This is a genomic window from Amycolatopsis sp. GM8, assembly GCF_021653975.1.
Taxonomy (GTDB): Bacteria; Actinomycetota; Actinomycetes; order Mycobacteriales; family Pseudonocardiaceae; genus Amycolatopsis_E.
Genome location: NZ_JAJKFK010000007.1, coordinates 26,161 through 42,768, shown reverse-complemented (window position 1 = coordinate 42,768; position 16,608 = coordinate 26,161). Strand labels below are relative to the sequence as shown.

The window sequence follows — 16,608 nt, the reverse complement described above, 5'->3', positions numbered from 1 at the left end:
TCTTAGGGGCACAACGGTTTTTAGGGTCGACGTGATACCGGTCACCGCTGACAGGAGCGTCGATGCCCCACCCGCTTACCCAGCTTCAGGTCCGGACCGTCCGTAAGCCGGCGCGGGCGCCGGTGCACGAGATCACCGCCGACGTGTGCATCGTCGGCGCCGGGGTCGCCGGGACGTCCGCGGCCATCGAGAGCGCGAAGCTCGGGCGTGACGTCGTGCTGGTCGACTCGCTGCCGGTGCTGGGCGGGCAGATGGTGAACTCGCTGATCGGCCTGTTCTGCGGGGTGTTCGGCAACGCGCCGGACTACCGGCAGCTCACCCACGGGATATTCGACGAGATCTTCGCCGACCTGGGGCCGACCGGGGACCTGCATTTCAACCGCGGCCACACGATGACCGTGCAGTACGACGAGGTCGTGCTCGGCCGCTGGATCGAGGAGCGGATCCGCAAGCTGGGCATCAGGGTCGTTCTCGGCGCCGTCATTCAACAGGTCGAGGTGTACGACGGCCGGGTCGAGTCGGTGTCGTTCGCTTCCCGCTACGGCAATCTGTCCGTGCGCGCGACCGGGTTCGTCGACTCGACCGGTGACGCCGCGCTCGCGTGGGAGGCCGGGCTGCCGTGCCGCATCCCCGAGCGCACGATCTACGGCTCGCAGCAGATCATCCTGGAGCACCTCGACGAAACCCATAAGCCGGAGGCGACGGAACTCGCCGCGCGCGTCGACGAGAAGGCCGCGGAATACGGCCTGATGCGGCATGACGGGCTCGCGTTCTTCTTCCCGGGCCGCAACACCGCGGTCATGAACATGACGCATATCGAGGCGCCGCTGGATCCCGTCGAGGCGTCCGACGCGCAACTGGAGGGCAAGGCGCAAGCCGACCGCGTCGTGCGTTTCCTGCGCACGGAGTACCCGAAAGCCTTTGGTGAGGCCAAAGTGCGCGCTTACGGCTTTCCGGGCCGCCGCCAGACGCGGTGGCTCGCGGCGTCGCACCAGCTGACCTTGGACGAGGTGCGCACCGGCCACCGCTTCGACGACTCGGTCGCCCGCACGGCCTGGCCGATCGAACTGCACGACCGGCCCGAGGGCTACGTCTGGGAGTTGTTCGAGGCCGAGCACGTGCACTACGTGCCGTTGCGCAGCATGCTCCCGCCGGACGTGCACAACCTCGTCGCGGCGGGCCGCTGTGTCGACGGCGACGCCGCGGCGCTGTCGAGCATCCGCGTGATGGGTCCGTGCGCCGCGATGGGTGCGGGGGCCGCGCACGCGCTCGACCTCGCGGGCAAGGAGAGCGTGCACGACGTCCGGCCGGGCGACCTGCACGACCGGCTCGCGGCGAACCTGGACTGAGCGCGTGCTCGGACTGTCCGATATGGACACGCGACGAATGTCTTCTTGCTCACGGTGACCGGAATCGTGATCCTGGCGGAAAGGGAGATGCCGGCATGAAACTGACGGACGACGAGAAGGCCATGCGCGACGGCGCTGAAGGCCCCGCCGTGGCCGCCGCGATGGATCTGCTCGTGCGCTACGGCGAAGCGCTGGACTGCGAACGGTTGTGCGACACCCGAAACGTGGCCGGCACGATGACCCAGCCGTCGCCCGCGAAGGCCAAGCTGGTGGCCGAATACGGCTGGGACAAGGCGTACGCGGTGATCAATCTCGATTCCGACGAGGAGTTCGAGGTTCCGGGGATGAAGGTCCCGACCTGCCAGCTGCAACACGGGTTCAGCGACGACTCGGTGGGCATCGCGCCGTACCCGAAGCAGTATGTCGAGCTGCAGTCCGACGCGGAATCCTTCTACGGCCGCAAAGGCGTCAACATCCTCGCCACCTGCACGCCGTATCAGGTGGGGAACCTGCCCGTGCGCGGCGAACACATCGCGTGGATGGAGTCCTCCGCCGTCGTCTACGCCAATTCGGTACTCGGCGCGCGCACGAACTGCGAGGGCGGCGCGTCCACCGGGGCCGCGAGCGTCACCGGCAAGATTCCCTGCTGGGGCAACCATCATGAGGAAAACCGCCGCGGCACGCACCTGATCGACGTGCGGGTGCCGGTCAAGAGCTTCCTGGACTGGGGCATGCTCGGCTACTTCGCGGGCGACCTCGTGCAGGAGGAGCGGCCGGTGATCGTCGGCGACTTCGGGCAGCCGGAACTGGTGGACCTCAAGCATTTCGGCGCCGCGGCGGCGTCCAGCGGTGGTGTCGAGATGTACCACATCCCCGGTGTCACCCCGGAAGCGCCGACGGTCGAAGCGGCGTTCGGTTCGGCGAAGCTTCCCGAGTCGGTCCACTATGGACAAGCCGAGCGTCGGCGGATGTACGAGCTGCTGAACTCCCAGGGCGACAACACCGCCGTCGACTTCGTGCTGCTCGGGTGCCCGCACGCGTCGATCGACCAGATCTGGCGCGCGGCAAGGGCTTTGGACGGGCGAAAGCTCAAGGCGCAGCTGTGGCTGATGGTGCCGCGGGCGCTCAAGGTCGTCGCGGATCGCAGTGGGTACACGGAGATCATCGAAAAGGCGGGCGGGCGCGTGCTGTCGGACTCGTGCCCGGCGATGTCCCGCTCGGCCCCGCCCGGGACGAAGGTGTTCGCGACCGACTCAGCGAAGCAAGCGCACTACCTGCCCGCGATCCTCGGCATCGAGGCCTGGTTCGGCACGCTCGAAGACTGCGTCAACGCCGCGGTCACCGGCCGCTGGACGGGGGAACTGTGATTCTCTTACACGGCAGGAAAGTGGTCCCGGGGATCGCCGAGGGCGAGGCGCTCGTGTCGCACGAGACCATCTCCGGCTGGGGCGGGATCGATCCCGCGAAGGGCGTGATCATCGAGCGGCGGCACGAGCTGTTCGGCGTGTGTTTCACCGGCAAGATCCTGGTTTTCCCCGGCGCCAAAGGATCTTCGGGCTGGTCCGGGTTCTTCCAGAGCACGCGCCTCGCGGGCACCGCGCCGCTCGCGATGCTGTTCACGAACATCACCACGAAGGTCGCGCTGGGCGCCGTCGTCACGCGCGTGCCGAGCATGACGGGGTTCGACCGTGACCCGGTGGAGGTGATCTCCTGCGGGGACTGGGTCCGCGTCGACGCCGGCGCGGGCATCGTCGAGATCAAACCGGCCGAGTAGCCGTTTTTCGCTACAAGTCTTGCCGCACAAAGGAGTGTGACCAGTGGCTTCGCCGACCGCACCGACCGTGGACGTCTATCCGATCATCGAACGACAACGCGCGGGCAGGTTCTGGATCAGCCTGTTCGCGGTGTCCTGGGCCATCACCTTCCTCGACGGCTTCGACCTGCAGATCCTGTCGTTCGCCGGCCGCTACATCAAGAGCGCCTACCACCTGACCGACACCCAGCTCGGCACGCTCGGCACCATCGGCCTGCTCGGCACCCTGATCGGCGGCCTCGGTCTCGGGTATCTCGGTGACCGGCTCGGCCGCCGCCCGTCGATCATGGTGGCGACCATCGGGTTCGGCATCTTCATGATCGTGTTCGTGTTCGCCCAGGACTACACCCAGCTCGCGGTGCTGCGGTTCGTCGCCGGGCTGTTCCTGGGCGGGATGCTGCCGCTGGCCTGGGCACTCAACACCGAGTTCGCGCCGGCCCGGTTCCGGTCCACCTCCGTGGTGATCATCATGATCGGCTACAGCCTCGGCAGTGCCGCCGGGGGACCGGTGTCCAACGTGCTGATCCCGCGCTATGGCTGGGAATCGGTGTTCGTGGCCGGTGGCGTGGCGTCACTGCTGGCGGTGATCCCGGTGGTGCTCGTGCTGCCGGAATCGGTGAAGTTCCTGGCACAGAAGGACATCAAGCAGGACCGCATCGCGAAGATCCTGCGCCGCATCGATCCGTCGCTGAAGTTCGCCGAGGGCACCCGGTTCGTCGCGGGGCTGGTGGACAAGAAGCGGTTCAACCCGGTGCAGCTGTTCTCCGACAAGCTCCGCGCCATCACCACGCTGCTCTGGATCGCCTACATCTGTTCCTCGGCGGTGGTGTTCTACCTCGCGTTCTGGGGTCCGATCCTCAACGAGCGCCTGGGTTTCTCGACCGCGGCGGCCGCCACGATCGCGGCCTGCGCGTCGGTCGCGGGTGCGGCCGGGCAGCTGCTGATCGGCCGGTTCATCGACAAGCGCGGCGCGGGCACCATCGCGTTCATGCCGCTGCTCGGGGTGCCGTGCCTGCTGCTGATCGGGCTCGCGCCGCTGGGACCGGCTCTCTACATCGTGGTGCTGCTGGTCGCGCACGTGTTCATCATCGGCGGGCACGGCGGCATGCACAGCATTTCGAGCATCTTCTACCGGCCCGCGATCCGCGCGAACGGCGGCGCGTGGGCGACCTCGGTCGCGAAGCTCGGCGCGATGCTCGGGCCGTGGCTGGCCGGCGTGATCATGGACGGCGGCATCGGCGCGCGCGGCACGTTCTTCGTGTTCGCGCTGTTCCCGCTGGTGATGTGCGGGTTGCTGTTCGCGCTCGGCCGGGTGCAGAAGCGGCTGCCACCGGACGCGGACGGCGCGCTCGCCCCGGTCAGCGCGGCAGCCGGCGCCACACGATCCGAGGAAGCAGTCGCATGACGAAGTAGACGGGGCGGAGCACGGCGGGGACCCACACCTCGCCGCGCCCGCGCCGCAACGCCGCGACGGTCGCGTCGGCGACCTGGTCGGGGGTGCTGGAGAACGGTGCCGGTGTCATGCCTTCGGTCATCCGGCCGATCACGAAGCCCGGCCGGACAAGGAGAAGCCGGACCGGGCCGCCGTGCAGGGTGTCGGCGAGGCCGCTCGCGAACCCGTCCAGCCCGGCCTTCGCCGAGCCGTACACGTAGTTGGCCTTGCGCACGCGGACACCGGCGACGGAGGAGAACACCACGATCCGGCCGTGCTCCTGCGCGCGCAGCACGTTCACGATCTCGGTGAGCACGTGCACATGCGCGAGATAGTCGGTGTGCACGACGGCCGCGGCGTGCGCGGCGTCGGTCTCGGCGCGCTGCTGGTTGCCGAGGATGCCGAACGCCACGACCACGACGTCGAGCGGCCCGTGCCGGGCGATCACGTCGTCCAGCACGGGCCGGTGCCGCGCGAGGTCGTCCGCGTCGAACTCGACGCGTGCGACGTTTTCGGCGCCCGCCTTGCGCAGCAAGGCTTCCTGCTCGTCGAGGTCGTCGCTGCGCCGGGCGGCGAGCACGATCGTGCGGCCGGGCTCCACGAGCCGTTGCGCGACCGCGAGGCCGATCTCACTACGTCCGCCCAGCACCAGAACCGTTCCGCTCACGCGGAGTAGTCTGCCATCACCGCGTCAGTGCGCGGGCGACGGCGTCGGGGCATGCAGGCGTTTGCGTGCCGGGAGGATCGCGATGATGAGGCCCACCACCGCGGTCCCGAGGTGCAGCCAGTTGTCGTTGTCGTTGAGGTTGAGCGGGTTGCCCCAGCCCGACAGGGGGTTCGACGTGATCAGCCCGGTGATCATCAGGCCCCAGACCCCGAGCAGCCCGAAACCGATGAACAGGATCCAGCCGTAGGTGCGGGCGAGGCCGGAGCTTAGCGCCATCACCAGGCCCAGCGCCCCGGCCACCACGTTCACCACGGCGTGCATCGGGTTGATCATGAAGCCGAACACCAGCACGTCATGCTGCCCGGCGAAATTGCCGAACCCCGTGCGGATGAGGCCGAAAATGCCGAACACCAGGTAAACCAGGCCCACCAGCCCCGCGAGGACCTGCACCGGTTGCAATCCCTGGACCCGGATGTCATTCGAAGTGGCCATGCTCCCGTCCCCTTTGTTCGTGGGGCCGGGGAGTACCCGGGCCGTGACCGCGCCAAACCTCAGCGTGCCAGCCGGCCCAGCAGCGCCGAGGCCACGGCGACCGCGACCGCCAGCGTGCCGACGAGCACCCCGAAGCACAGCCCGTACCGGGCGGGGGTGCCGATCAGCAGTCCGCGCAGGAGCTCGACCTCGTAGCTGAGCGGGTTGATGTGGTTGAGCACCCGCAGCCAGCCGGGCATGATGTCGACCGGATAGAGCGCGTTGGAGGCGAAGAACAGCGGCATCGTGATCGCCTGGCCGATGCCCATGAGCCGTTCGCGGGACAGCACGAGCCCGGCGATCACAATGGACAGACAGCAGAAGAACGCCGAACCGAGCACGAGCGCGATGGCCATCGCGATGAGCTTGAGCGGGTTCGCGGTCAGCCCCACGCCGAGTATCGCGGCCAGGATCAGCACCATCACCGCCTGCACGAGCGCGCGCAACCCGGCCGCGAAAGCCTTGCCCGCCACCAAAGCCGCGCGGGGCGTCGGCGTGACGAGGAGTTTCGCGAGCACGCCGGCGTCGCGTTCCCAGATGATCTGGATGCCGTAGAAGATCGCGATGAACAGTGCCGACTGGGCGAGAATGCCGGGTGCGAGGTAGTCCAGGTACGGGATGTTCCCGGTCGGGATCGCCCGGATCCGGGTGAACGTCTCGCCGAAGATCAGCAGCCACAGCGCGGGCTGGATCGCCCGGGTCACCAGCTCCGACCGGTCCCGGCGCAGCTTCTGCAGTTCTACCAGGCACATCGTGCCGACCCGGGACAGCAGCAGGCGGAGCTGCCCGAGCGGTCCGGGGTTAGCCCAGGCGACGGGCGGTGCGGCGAGCGGCGCGGACATCGCGGATCCCTCCTTCGTCGAGCTGGTCGCCGGTCACGGCGCGGAACACGTCGTCCAATGTGGACTCGGGGCCGAGCTCGGCTTCGAGTTCGGCTGGCGTGCCGAGCGCGCGGATCCGGCCGCGGTGCATCAGGGCGATGCGTTCGCAGTACTGCTCGGCCTCGTCCATGTAGTGGGTGGTGACCAGCACGGTCATGCCGGTCTCGGCGCGGATCTGCTCGATGCGCTGCCAGACGTTCGAGCGCGCGACCGGGTCGAGGCCGATCGTGGGCTCGTCGAGGATCAGCAGGTGCGGTGAGCTGACCAGCGCCTGCGCGAGTTCGAGGCGGCGGATCATGCCGCCCGAGTAGCCGGACGCCTGGCGGTCCGCGTCGTCGGTGAGCCCGACGGCGTCGAGCACCTCGGCGACACGCTCGTTGCGCTGCCGTCTCGGCACGTCGAAAAGCCGCGCGAAGAGGGCGACGTTCTCCCGGCCGGTGAGCGTGCCGTCTGCCGAAAGTTGTTGCGGGACATAGCCGATGAGCCGGCGCACGGCCATCCGGCGTTTGACGTCGAGGCCGAACACCTCGACGGTGCCCTGGGTGACCGGGAGCAGTGTGGTGATCATGCGGATGGTCGTGGTCTTGCCGGCGCCGTTCGGGCCGAGCAGGCCGAACACCTGCCCGGTGGGGATCTCCAGGTCGATCCCGTCGACCGCGACCTTGTCGCCGAAGGCGTGCCGGATACCGGTACAGCGGATGGCCGGTGGTTGCCGGCTGTCGAGGTCAGTCATGTCCGTCCTCCTCGATGGCGGTCAGCAGGCGGCCGAACGCGGGCAGCGCGCCGGCGATGGCGTCTCGGTCCACTTCGGACAGTTCGGCGAGCTTGCCCGCCACGTACTCGGTTCTCGTGCGCCGCCAGGTGGTGAGCCGCTCGTGTGCGGCGGGGGTCAGCTCGAGCCGGACCGCGCGCCGGTCCGCCGAGTCGATGTGGCGGTGCAGCATCCCGGTCTCGACGAGCTGGTTGACCAGTGTGCTGACGGAGTTGCCCGCCAGGTGGAGGTTTCGCGCCGCGGCGGCGACGCCGATGCCCGGCTCCTTCTCGACCGCGCGGAGCAGCTCGATCTGCGCCGCGCGCATCGGCGGCTCGAGCCCGGCCTGAGCGGCGACGCGTCGCCGGACCCGGCGGCGCAGTCCGGCGATCGCCGCCATCAGGCTCTCGGCGAGTGACGTGTGGTCCACGTCGTGAATATAGCTCTCAATAGGAGCTATTAGCAAGGCTCAGCTTCGTGTGGGAAGTACGCTCGGACGCATGTGCCGAAACATCACGGTCCTGCGCGGCCTCGAGCCGGCCGCGACGGCGGAGGAGATCGAGGCCGCCGCACGTCAGTACGCGCGCAAGGTGACCGGCGTGCAGACCCTCACCGACGCGACCCGCGATCCTTTCGAGGCCGCGGTCGCCGAGATCGCCGCCGTGACCACGCGGCTGCTCAGTGAGCTGCCCGCCCGCCGCAATCCGCCGGCCACGGTGCCACCGCTGCGGCGGCCCGAGGTCCGGGCACGCATGGCCCGCTGAGTCCCCGCCGCCCCGCGGCCGCGCCGCGGGGTCGGGTTCGCTGTCTTGAATGTCGGACTCGGCGTCGCGCGGGTCGGACTCGGTGTCGTGAATGTCTGACTCGCCGTCGCGGGTGTCGGACTCGGTGTCGCGGGGGTCGGACTCGCCGCCGCGCGGGGTCGGACTCGCGGAGCGGGGCGGGGGATTGCGCCGCGGGTGCGGGGCGTTCGCGGAATTCGCGCTGTTTTCGCGGGTCCGGCGCCGGTAGTGTGCGGCCATGGCTTGGTTCCGCTCCCTGACGGCGATCGGCGTCGGCGCCGTGCTGCTGTTCACCGGTGTCCCCGCGGCCGCGGCCGCCACCGCGACGGTCGACGTCGGCGGCCAGGTGAGCGCACCCGCCGACTACACGGCGGCCGATCTCGCCCAGCTGGGCGAAACCAGCTATCCCGTCACCAACTCCCCGCGCACGGTCACCGGCACCAGCCTCTACGCGGTCGTCACCAAGGCCGCGCCGATCCTGCCGCCGGGCAAGAACACGTCCCTGCGCGCGCTCGTCCGCGTCACCGGCGGCCACGGGCAGTCCACGACGTTCGCGCTCGGCGAGCTGGACCCGGCGTTCGGCAACCACCCCGCCGTGCTGTTCTCCTTGCCCGGCAACAAGATCGGGCTCATCGTGCCGGGTGACCGCGACCGGAGTCGCAGCCTGACCGACGTCACCGCGGTCCGGGTCAGCGTCTCCACGGCGAGCGCCGCGGACGTCGCACCGGGCGCCGTCCGGATTATCGGGCCGCATCGGACGGTCACCCTGCCCGGCTGGCTGCTGGCCCGCCTGCCCGCCCGGACCGTGCACGTCAGCTTCCTCGCGGGCACCGCCTCGGAGACCCACGACGAAACCGGCCCGGCACTGAGCACGGTCCTGCTCGTCGCGGGAATCCCGCCCCTGCCGGACACTTCCGTGGTCGCCGTCGGCGATGACGGCTACGGCGCGGCCGTCACGCTCGGCGAGGCCAAGGCCGGCGGCCGCCCGCTGCTGCTGTCCACTGTGGAGGATGGGGTGCCGCTGGATCGGCCCCGCCTGGTGCCCGACGGTGACGTTAAGGGCGGGCGCTACGTTTCCGGCGTGGTGACACTGCAGGCCGGCTGAGCTGCGGCGCGGCGGCCGGGCGATTACAGTCCGGGCCATGAGCCTGAGCATCCGCAACCAGTTCGACGGCACCGTCACCGCGGTCACCACCGGTGAGGTGATGGCGACCGTCCGGACGCGGCTGGCCGGCGGGCAGGAGATCACCGCCGCGATCACCCGCGAGGCGGTCGAGGACCTCGGCATCGCGGAAGGGGCCGCGGTGCGGGTGCTGATCAAGTCGACCGAGGTGTCCGTGGCCACCGGCCCGGTGCCGGGCATCAGCATCCGCAACCAGCTGCCCGGCCGGGTGGCCGCGGTCGCCACCGGCGGCGCCATGGCCACGGTGAAGATCGCGGTCGACGGCGGCGAACTGACCGCGGCGATCACCAAGGACGCGGCGACCGAGCTGGGGCTTTCCGAAGGCGCCTCGGTGGTCGCGCTCGTCAAGTCGACCGAGGTCTCGCTCAGCGCCGGCTGAGGTCTCTACGCTGCACCGCATGGAATGGGGGCTGGCCGAGTGGACGGTCCTCGCGCTGCTGCGCGAGGAGCCGCGGCACGGCTTCGCCATCGCCGCGCTGACCGGCCCGGATGGTGAGCTCGGCCGGGTCTGGCACATTCCCCGCCCGATGATCTACCGCGCGCTGGGCCGCCTGGAGTCCGAAGCGCTGATCGCACCGGCGTCCGTCAAGGCCGCTTCGGGTCCACAAAGGACAGTGTTCGCGCTGACGAAGACCGGCCGCCGGGAGGTCGACGCCTGGCTGCGGCGGCCGGTCGAGCACGTCCGCGACTTCCGTTCGGTCCTGCTGATGAAGCTCGCGCTGCTGGACCGGCTCGGGCTCGACCCGCGCGCCATGCTGCGGAGCCAGCATGACATCCTGCTGCCGATCGTCGCCGCGCTGGCCGCGGAACGCCGGCACGGCGAGGGTTTCGCCACGGTGCTCACGGCATGGCGGCACAGCAGCGCGCAAGCAGCGCTCGGCTTCGTGGCGGAGCTGCTCAGCTCGGCACGCTCAGGACGTGCGTCTCGGTGAATTCCAGCAGTCCTTCCATGCCGAGTTCCCGGCCAAGGCCGCTCTGGTTGAACCCGCCGAACGGGGCGCGCTCGTCGACCGCGGTCGCGCTGTGGTTGTTGAAGAACGTGACCCCGGTGCGCAGCTGCTTCGCGACCGCCATGGCGTGCTCGGTGTCGCCGGACCAGACCGACGAGCACAGTCCCGACCACGTGTCGTTCGCCTGCGCGACAGCCTCGGCTTCGTCGTCGTAGGGGAGTACCGGCAGCACGGGGCCGAACTGCTCCTCCGTGACGATCCTCGTGTCGCGCGGCGGATCGAGGACGAGCGCGGGCAGCAGGTAGTGCCCGTCGTGCCCGTCCGTGCCGGCGTACTCGCCGAACTCGGTCACCTCGGCGCCGGCATTCCTTGCCTCGTCACGGAGTTCGACGACGAAATCGCGCTGACGGCGGGTGTGCAGCGGCCCCATCGTCACGCCGGGGTCCAGGCCGCAGCCGACCCGCGTGCCCGCCAGCACCGTCCGCAGCCCGGACACGACCTCGTCGAACCGGCGGCGCGGCACGTAGAGCCGCTTGACCGCCATGCACACCTGGCCCGTGGTCATGAACGTCGCGGACGCGAGGCGGCCGAGCGCGGCCTCGTCGAGGACGGCGTCGCCGAGCACGATCGCGGGGTCGTTGCCGCCGAGTTCCAGCGTGACCCGGGTCAGGTTCGGCGTCGCCATCGCCATGATCCGGCGGCCGGCGCCGACGCTGCCGGTGAAGCACACATGTTTGACGCGCGGGTCCCCGACCACGACCGGACCGACCACCTCGTCGGCGCCGGTGACGACGTTCAGCACACCGGGCGGCAGCGCGAGCGCGACCTGCCGCAGCGTCCGCACCATCGAAAGCGGCGTGGTCGGCGGCGGCTTCACGACGACGGTGTTCCCCGCCATCAACGCATACGGCAGGCTCGCCGCCAGAATCGCGAGCGGCCAGTTGAACGGGACGATGATCGTGACCACGCCGGCAGGGACGTGCTCGATGGTGGTCGCGAACGGCGGGCCGTCGATCCGCCCGGGTTCGTCGAGCGCGGGCGCGAACGCGGCCGCCTGGTGGAACCGGCCGAGGAAGCCCTGCAGGTCGAGTTCCGCTTCGAAGCGGACTTTCCCGTTCTCCCGCGAGAGAATCTCGGCGATCTCGCCGGTGTCGGCATCCAGGCCGTCGAGCGCTTTCAGCGCGAGCTGGGCGCGCTCGGTGGCGGACAACGCGGCCCAGGCGGGCCATGCGGCCTGCGCGGCGCCGACCGCGTCTTCGGCGTCGGCGGCCGACGCGGCAGCGGCCTGTCCGACGATTTCCCCTTCGCGCGCGGGATCGTGAACCTCGAACGAACCGGCGCAGGTCCGCTCTTCGCCATTGATGAGCAGGGTCATCTCCATGACGTCACGATGAGCCCGATTTCGCTGTGGCACAACAGGACATCGATTCCGGGCGCGCATCGACAATTGTCGCTTGCTCGGCTTCGGTACCCTCTTTTAGGCTAGGCTAGTAACACTGTGACTAGTGTCCACGATCGGGAGGCCACGAATGAGCCTGGCGGACGACCTCAAGGCCCCGCTGCGTAACGCGGATCGGTTCTTCATCGGCGGCAAGTGGGTCGAGCCTTCGTCCGACTCGACGATCGAGGTGACCGATTCCACGACCGAGGAGCTGTTCTTCCGGGTCGCCGAGGCGCAGGCGCCCGACATGTCGCGGGCCGTGGGTGCCGCGCGCGAGGCCTTCGACGAAGGACCGTGGCCACGGCTGACGCATGCCCAGCGCGCCGAGTACCTCCGGGCGATCGCGGCGGGCCTGCGCGAGCGGACCGCGGACATCGGCCAGATCTGGCCACGGGAATCCGGTGTGCTGCATGCGATCGCGCGCGGCGGCGGGAAGAACGCGGCGCGCACGTTCGAGTTCTACGCGGGTCTCGCCGACACCTACCCGTTCGAGGAGCCGGCGCAGCCGACCGTCGGCGAGTTCGGGCTGCTCGTCCGCGAGCCGGTCGGGGTCGTCGGCGCGATCATCCCGTGGAACGCGCCGATGAGCCTGATCACCTACAAGATCGCGCCCGCGCTGCTGGCCGGCTGCACCGTCGTCCTGAAATGCTCGCCGGAGGCGCCGGGCGAGGGCTACCTGGTGGCCGAGATCGCCGAGGCGGTGGGGTTGCCGGCGGGTGTGCTCAACGTCGTCACCGCCGACCGCGAGGTGTCCGAGCTGCTGGTCCGCGACCCGCGCGTGGACAAGATCACCTTCACCGGCTCGACCGCGGCCGGGCGGCGGATCGCTTCGCTGTGCGGGGAACGGATCGCGCGCTGCACCCTCGAACTCGGCGGCAAGTCGGCCGCGGTGATCCTCGACGACGCGGACCTCGCAGCCGCGGCGGGCACGCTGTCGAGCGCGGAATGCTTCCTGTCCGGGCAGGTCTGCTCGTCGCTGACCCGGATCGTCGTGACGCGCAACCGGCACGACGAGCTCGTCGAGGCGCTCGCCGGCACGTTCTCCCAAGTGCGCGTCGGTGACCCGTTCGACGAGCGGACACAGATGGGCCCGCTCGCCGCGCGCCGGCAGCGGGACCGGGTCGAGGGCTACATCGCGAAGGGCATCGCGGACGGCGCGGTGCTGGCCACCGGCGGCGGCCGCCCGGCGGACCTCGACCGGGGCTGGTTCATCGAGCCCACCGTGTTCGGCAACGTGGACAACTCCTCGACCATCGCGCAGGAGGAGATCTTCGGGCCGGTGCTCACCGTGATCCCCGCCGACGACGAGGCCCACGCCGTGGCGCTCGCCAACGACACGGTCTACGGGCTCAACGCGTCGGTGTTCACCCCTGATCTCGACCGTGCCCGCGCTGTCGCGCGGCAGCTGCGTTCCGGCACCGTCGGCCACAACGCGATGCGCACCGACTTCGGCATCGCGTTCGGCGGGTTCAAGCAGTCGGGCATCGGCCGCGAGGGCGGTCTCGAAGGGCTGCTTCCGTTCCTGGAGACCAAAACCGTGATCCTGGACGGTCGTCCCGCCGACTACGCCTAGCCGAGATAATTCACGAGCCGTTCGGCGAGGTCCTTCGGGCGGCTCAACGCGACGAGGTGCCCGCCCGGCATCTCGTCCAGCTCCAGGCCGAGCCGTTCGCGCACGAGCGGCCGTTGGAAGTCCGGTGGGAAGAACCGGTCGTCGCTGCCCTGCAAGAACTTCGTGCGCACGTCCGGCCATTTCGCCAGCGGCCACGGCTTCGCGAACGGCGTGCCTGACTGGGGCACTTCACCCGCGGCCATCGCCTCCGCGGTGACCTCGGGCGGCACGTCGTGGAAGAAGAACTCCAGCAGGTCGAAGTTCTCGATCAGCTGGTCGTGGCCCGTGTTCGCCCACCATTCGCCCGGTGACTCGCCGGGGCGCGGGGTCATCGCGTTCACCAGGACCAGCAGGTCGGCCGGCACGCGTTCGCACACCATCGGTGCGGTGAATCCGCCCATCGACTGCGCCACCAGAACGAGGCCCGACCGGTCGCCGATCGCGTCGACCACGACGTCGGCGTACTCGGCCAGTCCGGCGGAATCGTCACCCGCAGGCAGGTCCACGGCAATCGCATCGTGACCACGGGCTTCGAGTTCGGGCACCACGCGGTGCCAGTACCACGCCTGCCCGCCCGCGCCGGGGATGAGGACGAACGTGCTCATTGCCCGCGCCGCGCGAACTCTTCGGCGCTGAGGCCACCCGGGAAGCGGGTCATGAAGTCGAAGGTGCCGACCCACGCCGGCCGGATGGCGATCCGGGCCATGCGGAGGCCGGGCTTGTCGATCTCCGCGAGACCGGCGGCGGCCTGTTCCGGCCCGAAGTACCGCTCCTGCATGGCGGCGTAGTCGGGTGCGACGCCGTCGAAATAGGTCACCTCCGCGCGGCCGCGCACGAGCAGCACCTGGGGCGGCGGGCCCGCGACGTCGATCGTGATCGCGACGTCCGGACGCGCCCGCAGCGCCGTCAGCTTGGCCGTGCCGGCGAAAGCCGCGAACACGACTTCCTCGCCGTTCCAGCGGAAAAGCATCGGGAACACCCGCGGCGTGCCGTCCGGCGCGACGTAGGCGAGGCGGGCCAGTTCGGTCGAGTTCAGCATGTTCCGGGCGATGTCGGATTCGAGCAGCCGGAGATCGCCCTGGGGAAGTGTGTCTGTCGTCATGCTCCTAATCTAGGAGTAGATACTCCTAAAAGGCAAGCTACAATGCGGAGCGTGCGTAGTTATGACGATCCGTGCGGGGTCGCCCGGGCCCTGGACCTGGTGGGTGAGCGGTGGACGCTGCTCGTCGTGCGCGAGCTGCTGTTCGGCGCGAAGCGGTTCACCGACCTGGTGCGCGGCCTGCCCGGCATCAGCCAGAACGTGCTGTCCCAGCGGCTTCGCGACCTCGACCAGGCCGGTCTGATCCGCACGCGCAAACTCGGCCCGCCCGCGAGCGCGCGCGCCTACGAGCTGACCGAGCGGGGCGCCGCGCTGGAGCCGGTGCTCATCGAGCTGGGCCGGTGGGGCAGCCGCACGTCGTTCAAGCCCGGACCGGAGCTGAGCATCGACGCGCTGATGCTCGCGCTGAAGACCACCTACGTGCCGGGGCCGGACTTCGACTGCGAACTGAATTTCGACGGCGATGTCTTCCACGTGGTGGCGGTCGACGGGCGGCTGGAGGTCGCGAGAGGCGCCGCCGAACGGCCGGACGTCGTCGCCGAGATGGCCGCGAAAATGTTGCGCGCCTTGGTTTTCGGTGGGCGCGAGAGCACCGCTGCCGAGCGTGACGGCGACCTGCGGCTGATCGGCAAGCGGGCGGTGTTCGAGCGGTTCGTGAAGTGCTTTCCGCGGCCGGAGCCGCTCTAGCCGTCGAGGAAGGTCCTGATCGCCGACCCCAGCCGTGGATCGAGCAGTGCGGTGAAATGCCCCCGGCCGCGTAGCAGCACCAGGCGCGCCCCCGGGATACCGGACGCGGTGGCGCGCAACAGGCCGGGCGGCACGATCCGGTCCCGGCTCCCGCCCACCACCAGTGCGGGCACGCGGATCTCACCGAGCCGCCCGGTCACGTCCCAGCCCCGGGCGGCCTCGACGAGCGCCGCCTCACCAGGGGCGCGTGGCGCGCGCCCGGCCAGGCCGAACGTGGTTGCGGCCAGCACGCGCACCGGACCGTGCGCGATCAGCCCGCTGCCGAGCCAGGCGCCGGAGCGTCCTTCGCGCTCCCGCCCCACCAGTCGCAGAAGCCCACGCAGACCGTCCTCGCCGATCCGGCTCGCGGCGGTGCAGAGTGCCAGGCGCCGCACGGTTCCCGGATGGTCCAGCACCAGCTGAAGGGCCGTGACTCCACCCGCCGAGGTGCCCATGACGTCCACCGGCTCCCCGAACCGTTCCCGCAGCGCGGTCGCATGCCAGCCCGCCAGATCGGCGATCGTCATCCCCGCGGGCGGGTGCGGCGGACGGTGGATCGTGTGAACCGTGCGGTGGAAACCGGTGGCGAGCATGGTGCTCGACCGGGCCACCGAACGCGGCACCCGCACGGACAGGTCCGCACCCTGCCCCAAGCCGGGCAGGACGACCAGCGGCGGCCCACTGCCGGTCGTCGTCACGGACAACCCGTCGTTCAGTCGTTCACCGCGCACACGTTCCCCAGGTCCAGTACGTAGCCGAGCATCCGGTGTTCGCCGATCACCGGCCCGCCCGGCGGGTGCCGCCCATCCTGCACCCAGCCGCGCGCGTGGTAAAAGGCCTGCGCCCGCGTGTTGAAGTCCCAGACCCACAAGCGCGCGACGGCGACCCCGGCCGCTTGCCACACCGAGACCGCCTCGTCGTGCAACGCCGTGCCGATGCCGCGGCGGAAGAAATCCGGCTGCACGTGGATCTGGTACAGCTCCGACGTGACAGCGGGGTCCGGTTCGGGGTAGTAACAGGGCCCGATCATCAGGAACCCGACCACCTCCTCGCCGAGTCGCGCGACCCGCACCACCCGGTCCCGCCGGCGGATGATGCCCGCGTACAACTCGGGATCGCGCGTGTTCTGCCGCGCCGTGACCTCCTCCGCCTGGAATCCGCGGTAGTAGCTGCTCCGGGCGGCGATGTGCACGGCGAGAATGTCGTCGGCGTCGGCTGCCCGCGCTGGTTCCACTCGCATCTCTGCCATTACGAAAAGACGCTTGTCCGTGACGGCGGTTGTGTCAAGCGAGCACGAACCGAACGCCTTCACACAATGCGATCGCGCATTCACGCATTCCGGCGTTCATGATCAATACCGGCGGCCACCTCAACCCGCTGATCGGCGAAAA

At 69.9% G+C, this 16,608-nt stretch carries 20 protein-coding genes; 10 read left to right on the top strand and 10 right to left on the bottom strand.

Going from position 1 to position 16,608, the window contains the following annotated elements:
- The first annotated feature begins 62 nt into the window (after nt 1–62).
- From LOZ83_RS28945 to LOZ83_RS28930, 4 genes are all read left to right on the top strand, one after another.
- Nucleotides 63–1,349, top strand: a complete 1,287-nt coding sequence (locus LOZ83_RS28945; protein WP_236794885.1) for an FAD-dependent oxidoreductase — start codon at nt 63–65, stop codon at nt 1,347–1,349.
- Nucleotides 1,350–1,444: 95 nt separating this feature from the next.
- Nucleotides 1,445–2,716 (top strand): aconitase X catalytic domain-containing protein, encoded by a 1,272-nt coding sequence (locus tag LOZ83_RS28940; RefSeq protein ID WP_236794884.1) that lies wholly within the window; start codon nt 1,445–1,447, stop codon nt 2,714–2,716.
- 20 nt (nt 2,717–2,736) lie between these two features.
- Nucleotides 2,737–3,123, top strand: a complete 387-nt coding sequence (locus LOZ83_RS28935; protein ID WP_236794883.1) for an aconitase X swivel domain-containing protein — start codon at nt 2,737–2,739, stop codon at nt 3,121–3,123.
- 43 nt (nt 3,124–3,166) lie between these two features.
- Entirely contained in the window at nt 3,167–4,567 is a 1,401-nt protein-coding gene (locus LOZ83_RS28930; RefSeq protein ID WP_236794882.1) for an MFS transporter, read from the top strand.
- Here the strand turns inward: LOZ83_RS28930 and LOZ83_RS28925 are convergent.
- Genes LOZ83_RS28925 through LOZ83_RS28905 form a run of 5 tightly spaced genes read right to left on the bottom strand, consistent with a single transcriptional unit; the run spans nt 4,521 to nt 7,854 of the window.
- Nucleotides 4,521–5,261 (bottom strand): SDR family NAD(P)-dependent oxidoreductase, encoded by a 741-nt coding sequence (locus tag LOZ83_RS28925; protein WP_236794881.1) that lies wholly within the window; start codon nt 5,259–5,261, stop codon nt 4,521–4,523. The genes LOZ83_RS28930 and LOZ83_RS28925 overlap by 47 nt on opposite strands.
- A gap of 24 nt (nt 5,262–5,285) precedes the next feature.
- Nucleotides 5,286–5,753, bottom strand: coding sequence for a DUF4383 domain-containing protein (locus LOZ83_RS28920; protein WP_236794880.1), 468 nt, complete (start codon nt 5,751–5,753; stop codon nt 5,286–5,288).
- 59 nt (nt 5,754–5,812) lie between these two features.
- A complete protein-coding gene (locus LOZ83_RS28915; RefSeq protein WP_236794879.1) occupies nt 5,813–6,634 on the bottom strand; it encodes an ABC transporter permease in 822 nt (273 codons plus the stop codon).
- Nucleotides 6,594–7,406 carry an ABC transporter ATP-binding protein gene (locus LOZ83_RS28910; RefSeq protein ID WP_236794878.1) on the bottom strand — a complete coding sequence of 271 codons (813 nt, stop codon included), beginning with the start codon at nt 7,404–7,406 and terminating at the stop codon, nt 6,594–6,596. The genes LOZ83_RS28915 and LOZ83_RS28910 overlap by 41 nt, the downstream gene beginning before the upstream one ends.
- A complete protein-coding gene (locus tag LOZ83_RS28905) occupies nt 7,399–7,854 on the bottom strand; it encodes a MarR family transcriptional regulator (protein WP_308190325.1) in 456 nt (151 codons plus the stop codon). The genes LOZ83_RS28910 and LOZ83_RS28905 overlap by 8 nt, the downstream gene beginning before the upstream one ends.
- Before the next feature lie 70 nt (nt 7,855–7,924).
- Here LOZ83_RS28905 and LOZ83_RS28900 point away from each other — a divergent pair, with 70 nt between their 5' ends.
- The 4 genes from LOZ83_RS28900 to LOZ83_RS28885 all read left to right on the top strand — a co-directional run bounded on the left by LOZ83_RS28900 (nt 7,925) and on the right by LOZ83_RS28885 (nt 10,321).
- Entirely contained in the window at nt 7,925–8,188 is a 264-nt protein-coding gene (locus tag LOZ83_RS28900; RefSeq protein ID WP_236794877.1) for a DUF2277 family protein, read from the top strand.
- A gap of 256 nt (nt 8,189–8,444) precedes the next feature.
- Nucleotides 8,445–9,311, top strand: a complete 867-nt coding sequence (locus LOZ83_RS28895) for a hypothetical protein (protein WP_236794876.1) — start codon at nt 8,445–8,447, stop codon at nt 9,309–9,311.
- Nucleotides 9,312–9,348: 37 nt separating this feature from the next.
- Nucleotides 9,349–9,768 carry a molybdopterin-binding protein gene (locus LOZ83_RS28890; RefSeq protein WP_236794875.1) on the top strand — a complete coding sequence of 140 codons (420 nt, stop codon included), beginning with the start codon at nt 9,349–9,351 and terminating at the stop codon, nt 9,766–9,768.
- 19 nt (nt 9,769–9,787) lie between these two features.
- Entirely contained in the window at nt 9,788–10,321 is a 534-nt protein-coding gene (locus LOZ83_RS28885; protein ID WP_236794874.1) for a PadR family transcriptional regulator, read from the top strand.
- Here the strand turns inward: LOZ83_RS28885 and LOZ83_RS28880 are convergent.
- Nucleotides 10,287–11,720 carry an aldehyde dehydrogenase family protein gene (locus LOZ83_RS28880; RefSeq protein ID WP_236794873.1) on the bottom strand — a complete coding sequence of 478 codons (1,434 nt, stop codon included), beginning with the start codon at nt 11,718–11,720 and terminating at the stop codon, nt 10,287–10,289. The two genes, LOZ83_RS28885 and LOZ83_RS28880, sit on opposite strands and share 35 nt — an antisense overlap.
- A 148-nt stretch (nt 11,721–11,868) precedes the next feature.
- Here LOZ83_RS28880 and LOZ83_RS28875 point away from each other — a divergent pair, with 148 nt between their 5' ends.
- Nucleotides 11,869–13,353: an aldehyde dehydrogenase gene (locus LOZ83_RS28875; protein ID WP_236794872.1), complete on the top strand. Its 1,485-nt coding sequence runs from the start codon at nt 11,869–11,871 to the stop codon at nt 13,351–13,353.
- On the opposite strand, the gene LOZ83_RS28870 is transcribed toward LOZ83_RS28875, so the two are convergent.
- Both LOZ83_RS28870 and LOZ83_RS28865 read right to left on the bottom strand, forming a co-directional pair.
- Nucleotides 13,350–13,997, bottom strand: a complete 648-nt coding sequence (locus tag LOZ83_RS28870; RefSeq protein ID WP_236794871.1) for an alpha/beta fold hydrolase — start codon at nt 13,995–13,997, stop codon at nt 13,350–13,352. The two genes, LOZ83_RS28875 and LOZ83_RS28870, sit on opposite strands and share 4 nt — an antisense overlap.
- A complete protein-coding gene (locus tag LOZ83_RS28865) occupies nt 13,994–14,494 on the bottom strand; it encodes a pyridoxamine 5'-phosphate oxidase family protein (protein ID WP_236794870.1) in 501 nt (166 codons plus the stop codon). Before LOZ83_RS28865 ends, LOZ83_RS28870 begins: the two co-directional genes overlap by 4 nt.
- Before the next feature lie 42 nt (nt 14,495–14,536).
- Between LOZ83_RS28865 and LOZ83_RS28860 the strand changes: the two genes are divergently transcribed.
- On the top strand, nt 14,537–15,178 hold the full coding sequence (locus tag LOZ83_RS28860; protein WP_236794869.1) for a helix-turn-helix domain-containing protein: 642 nt from the start codon (nt 14,537–14,539) through the stop codon (nt 15,176–15,178).
- On the opposite strand, the gene LOZ83_RS28855 is transcribed toward LOZ83_RS28860, so the two are convergent.
- Together LOZ83_RS28855 and LOZ83_RS28850 are read right to left on the bottom strand one after the other, a co-directional pair.
- Nucleotides 15,175–15,948 (bottom strand): alpha/beta fold hydrolase, encoded by a 774-nt coding sequence (locus LOZ83_RS28855; RefSeq protein WP_236794868.1) that lies wholly within the window; start codon nt 15,946–15,948, stop codon nt 15,175–15,177. The two genes, LOZ83_RS28860 and LOZ83_RS28855, sit on opposite strands and share 4 nt — an antisense overlap.
- Complete coding sequence (locus LOZ83_RS28850; RefSeq protein WP_236794867.1) at nt 15,930–16,457, bottom strand: GNAT family N-acetyltransferase; 528 nt, start codon at nt 16,455–16,457, stop codon at nt 15,930–15,932. The genes LOZ83_RS28855 and LOZ83_RS28850 overlap by 19 nt, the downstream gene beginning before the upstream one ends.
- Nucleotides 16,458–16,608 lie beyond the last annotated feature (151 nt).

Bases quoted from the DNA above. Each gene is read 5' to 3' on its own strand.
- LOZ83_RS28945 (WP_236794885.1), top strand. From the start codon at position 63: ATGCCCCACCCGCTTACCCAGCTTCAGGTCCGGACCGTCCGTAAGCCG.
- LOZ83_RS28940 (WP_236794884.1), top strand. From the start codon at position 1,445: ATGAAACTGACGGACGACGAGAAGGCCATGCGCGACGGCGCTGAAGGC.
- LOZ83_RS28920 (WP_236794880.1), bottom strand. From the start codon at position 5,753: ATGGCCACTTCGAATGACATCCGGGTCCAGGGATTGCAACCGGTGCAG.
- LOZ83_RS28915 (WP_236794879.1), bottom strand. From the start codon at position 6,634: ATGTCCGCGCCGCTCGCCGCACCGCCCGTCGCCTGGGCTAACCCCGGA.
- LOZ83_RS28910 (WP_236794878.1), bottom strand. From the start codon at position 7,406: ATGACTGACCTCGACAGCCGGCAACCACCGGCCATCCGCTGTACCGGT.
- LOZ83_RS28900 (WP_236794877.1), top strand. From the start codon at position 7,925: ATGTGCCGAAACATCACGGTCCTGCGCGGCCTCGAGCCGGCCGCGACG.
- LOZ83_RS28895 (WP_236794876.1), top strand. From the start codon at position 8,445: ATGGCTTGGTTCCGCTCCCTGACGGCGATCGGCGTCGGCGCCGTGCTG.
- LOZ83_RS28890 (WP_236794875.1), top strand. From the start codon at position 9,349: ATGAGCCTGAGCATCCGCAACCAGTTCGACGGCACCGTCACCGCGGTC.
- LOZ83_RS28885 (WP_236794874.1), top strand. From the start codon at position 9,788: ATGGAATGGGGGCTGGCCGAGTGGACGGTCCTCGCGCTGCTGCGCGAG.
- LOZ83_RS28880 (WP_236794873.1), bottom strand. From the start codon at position 11,720: ATGGAGATGACCCTGCTCATCAATGGCGAAGAGCGGACCTGCGCCGGT.
- LOZ83_RS28875 (WP_236794872.1), top strand. From the start codon at position 11,869: ATGAGCCTGGCGGACGACCTCAAGGCCCCGCTGCGTAACGCGGATCGG.
- LOZ83_RS28870 (WP_236794871.1), bottom strand. From the start codon at position 13,997: ATGAGCACGTTCGTCCTCATCCCCGGCGCGGGCGGGCAGGCGTGGTAC.
- LOZ83_RS28865 (WP_236794870.1), bottom strand. From the start codon at position 14,494: ATGACGACAGACACACTTCCCCAGGGCGATCTCCGGCTGCTCGAATCC.
- LOZ83_RS28860 (WP_236794869.1), top strand. From the start codon at position 14,537: ATGCGGAGCGTGCGTAGTTATGACGATCCGTGCGGGGTCGCCCGGGCC.
- LOZ83_RS28850 (WP_236794867.1), bottom strand. From the start codon at position 16,457: ATGCGAGTGGAACCAGCGCGGGCAGCCGACGCCGACGACATTCTCGCC.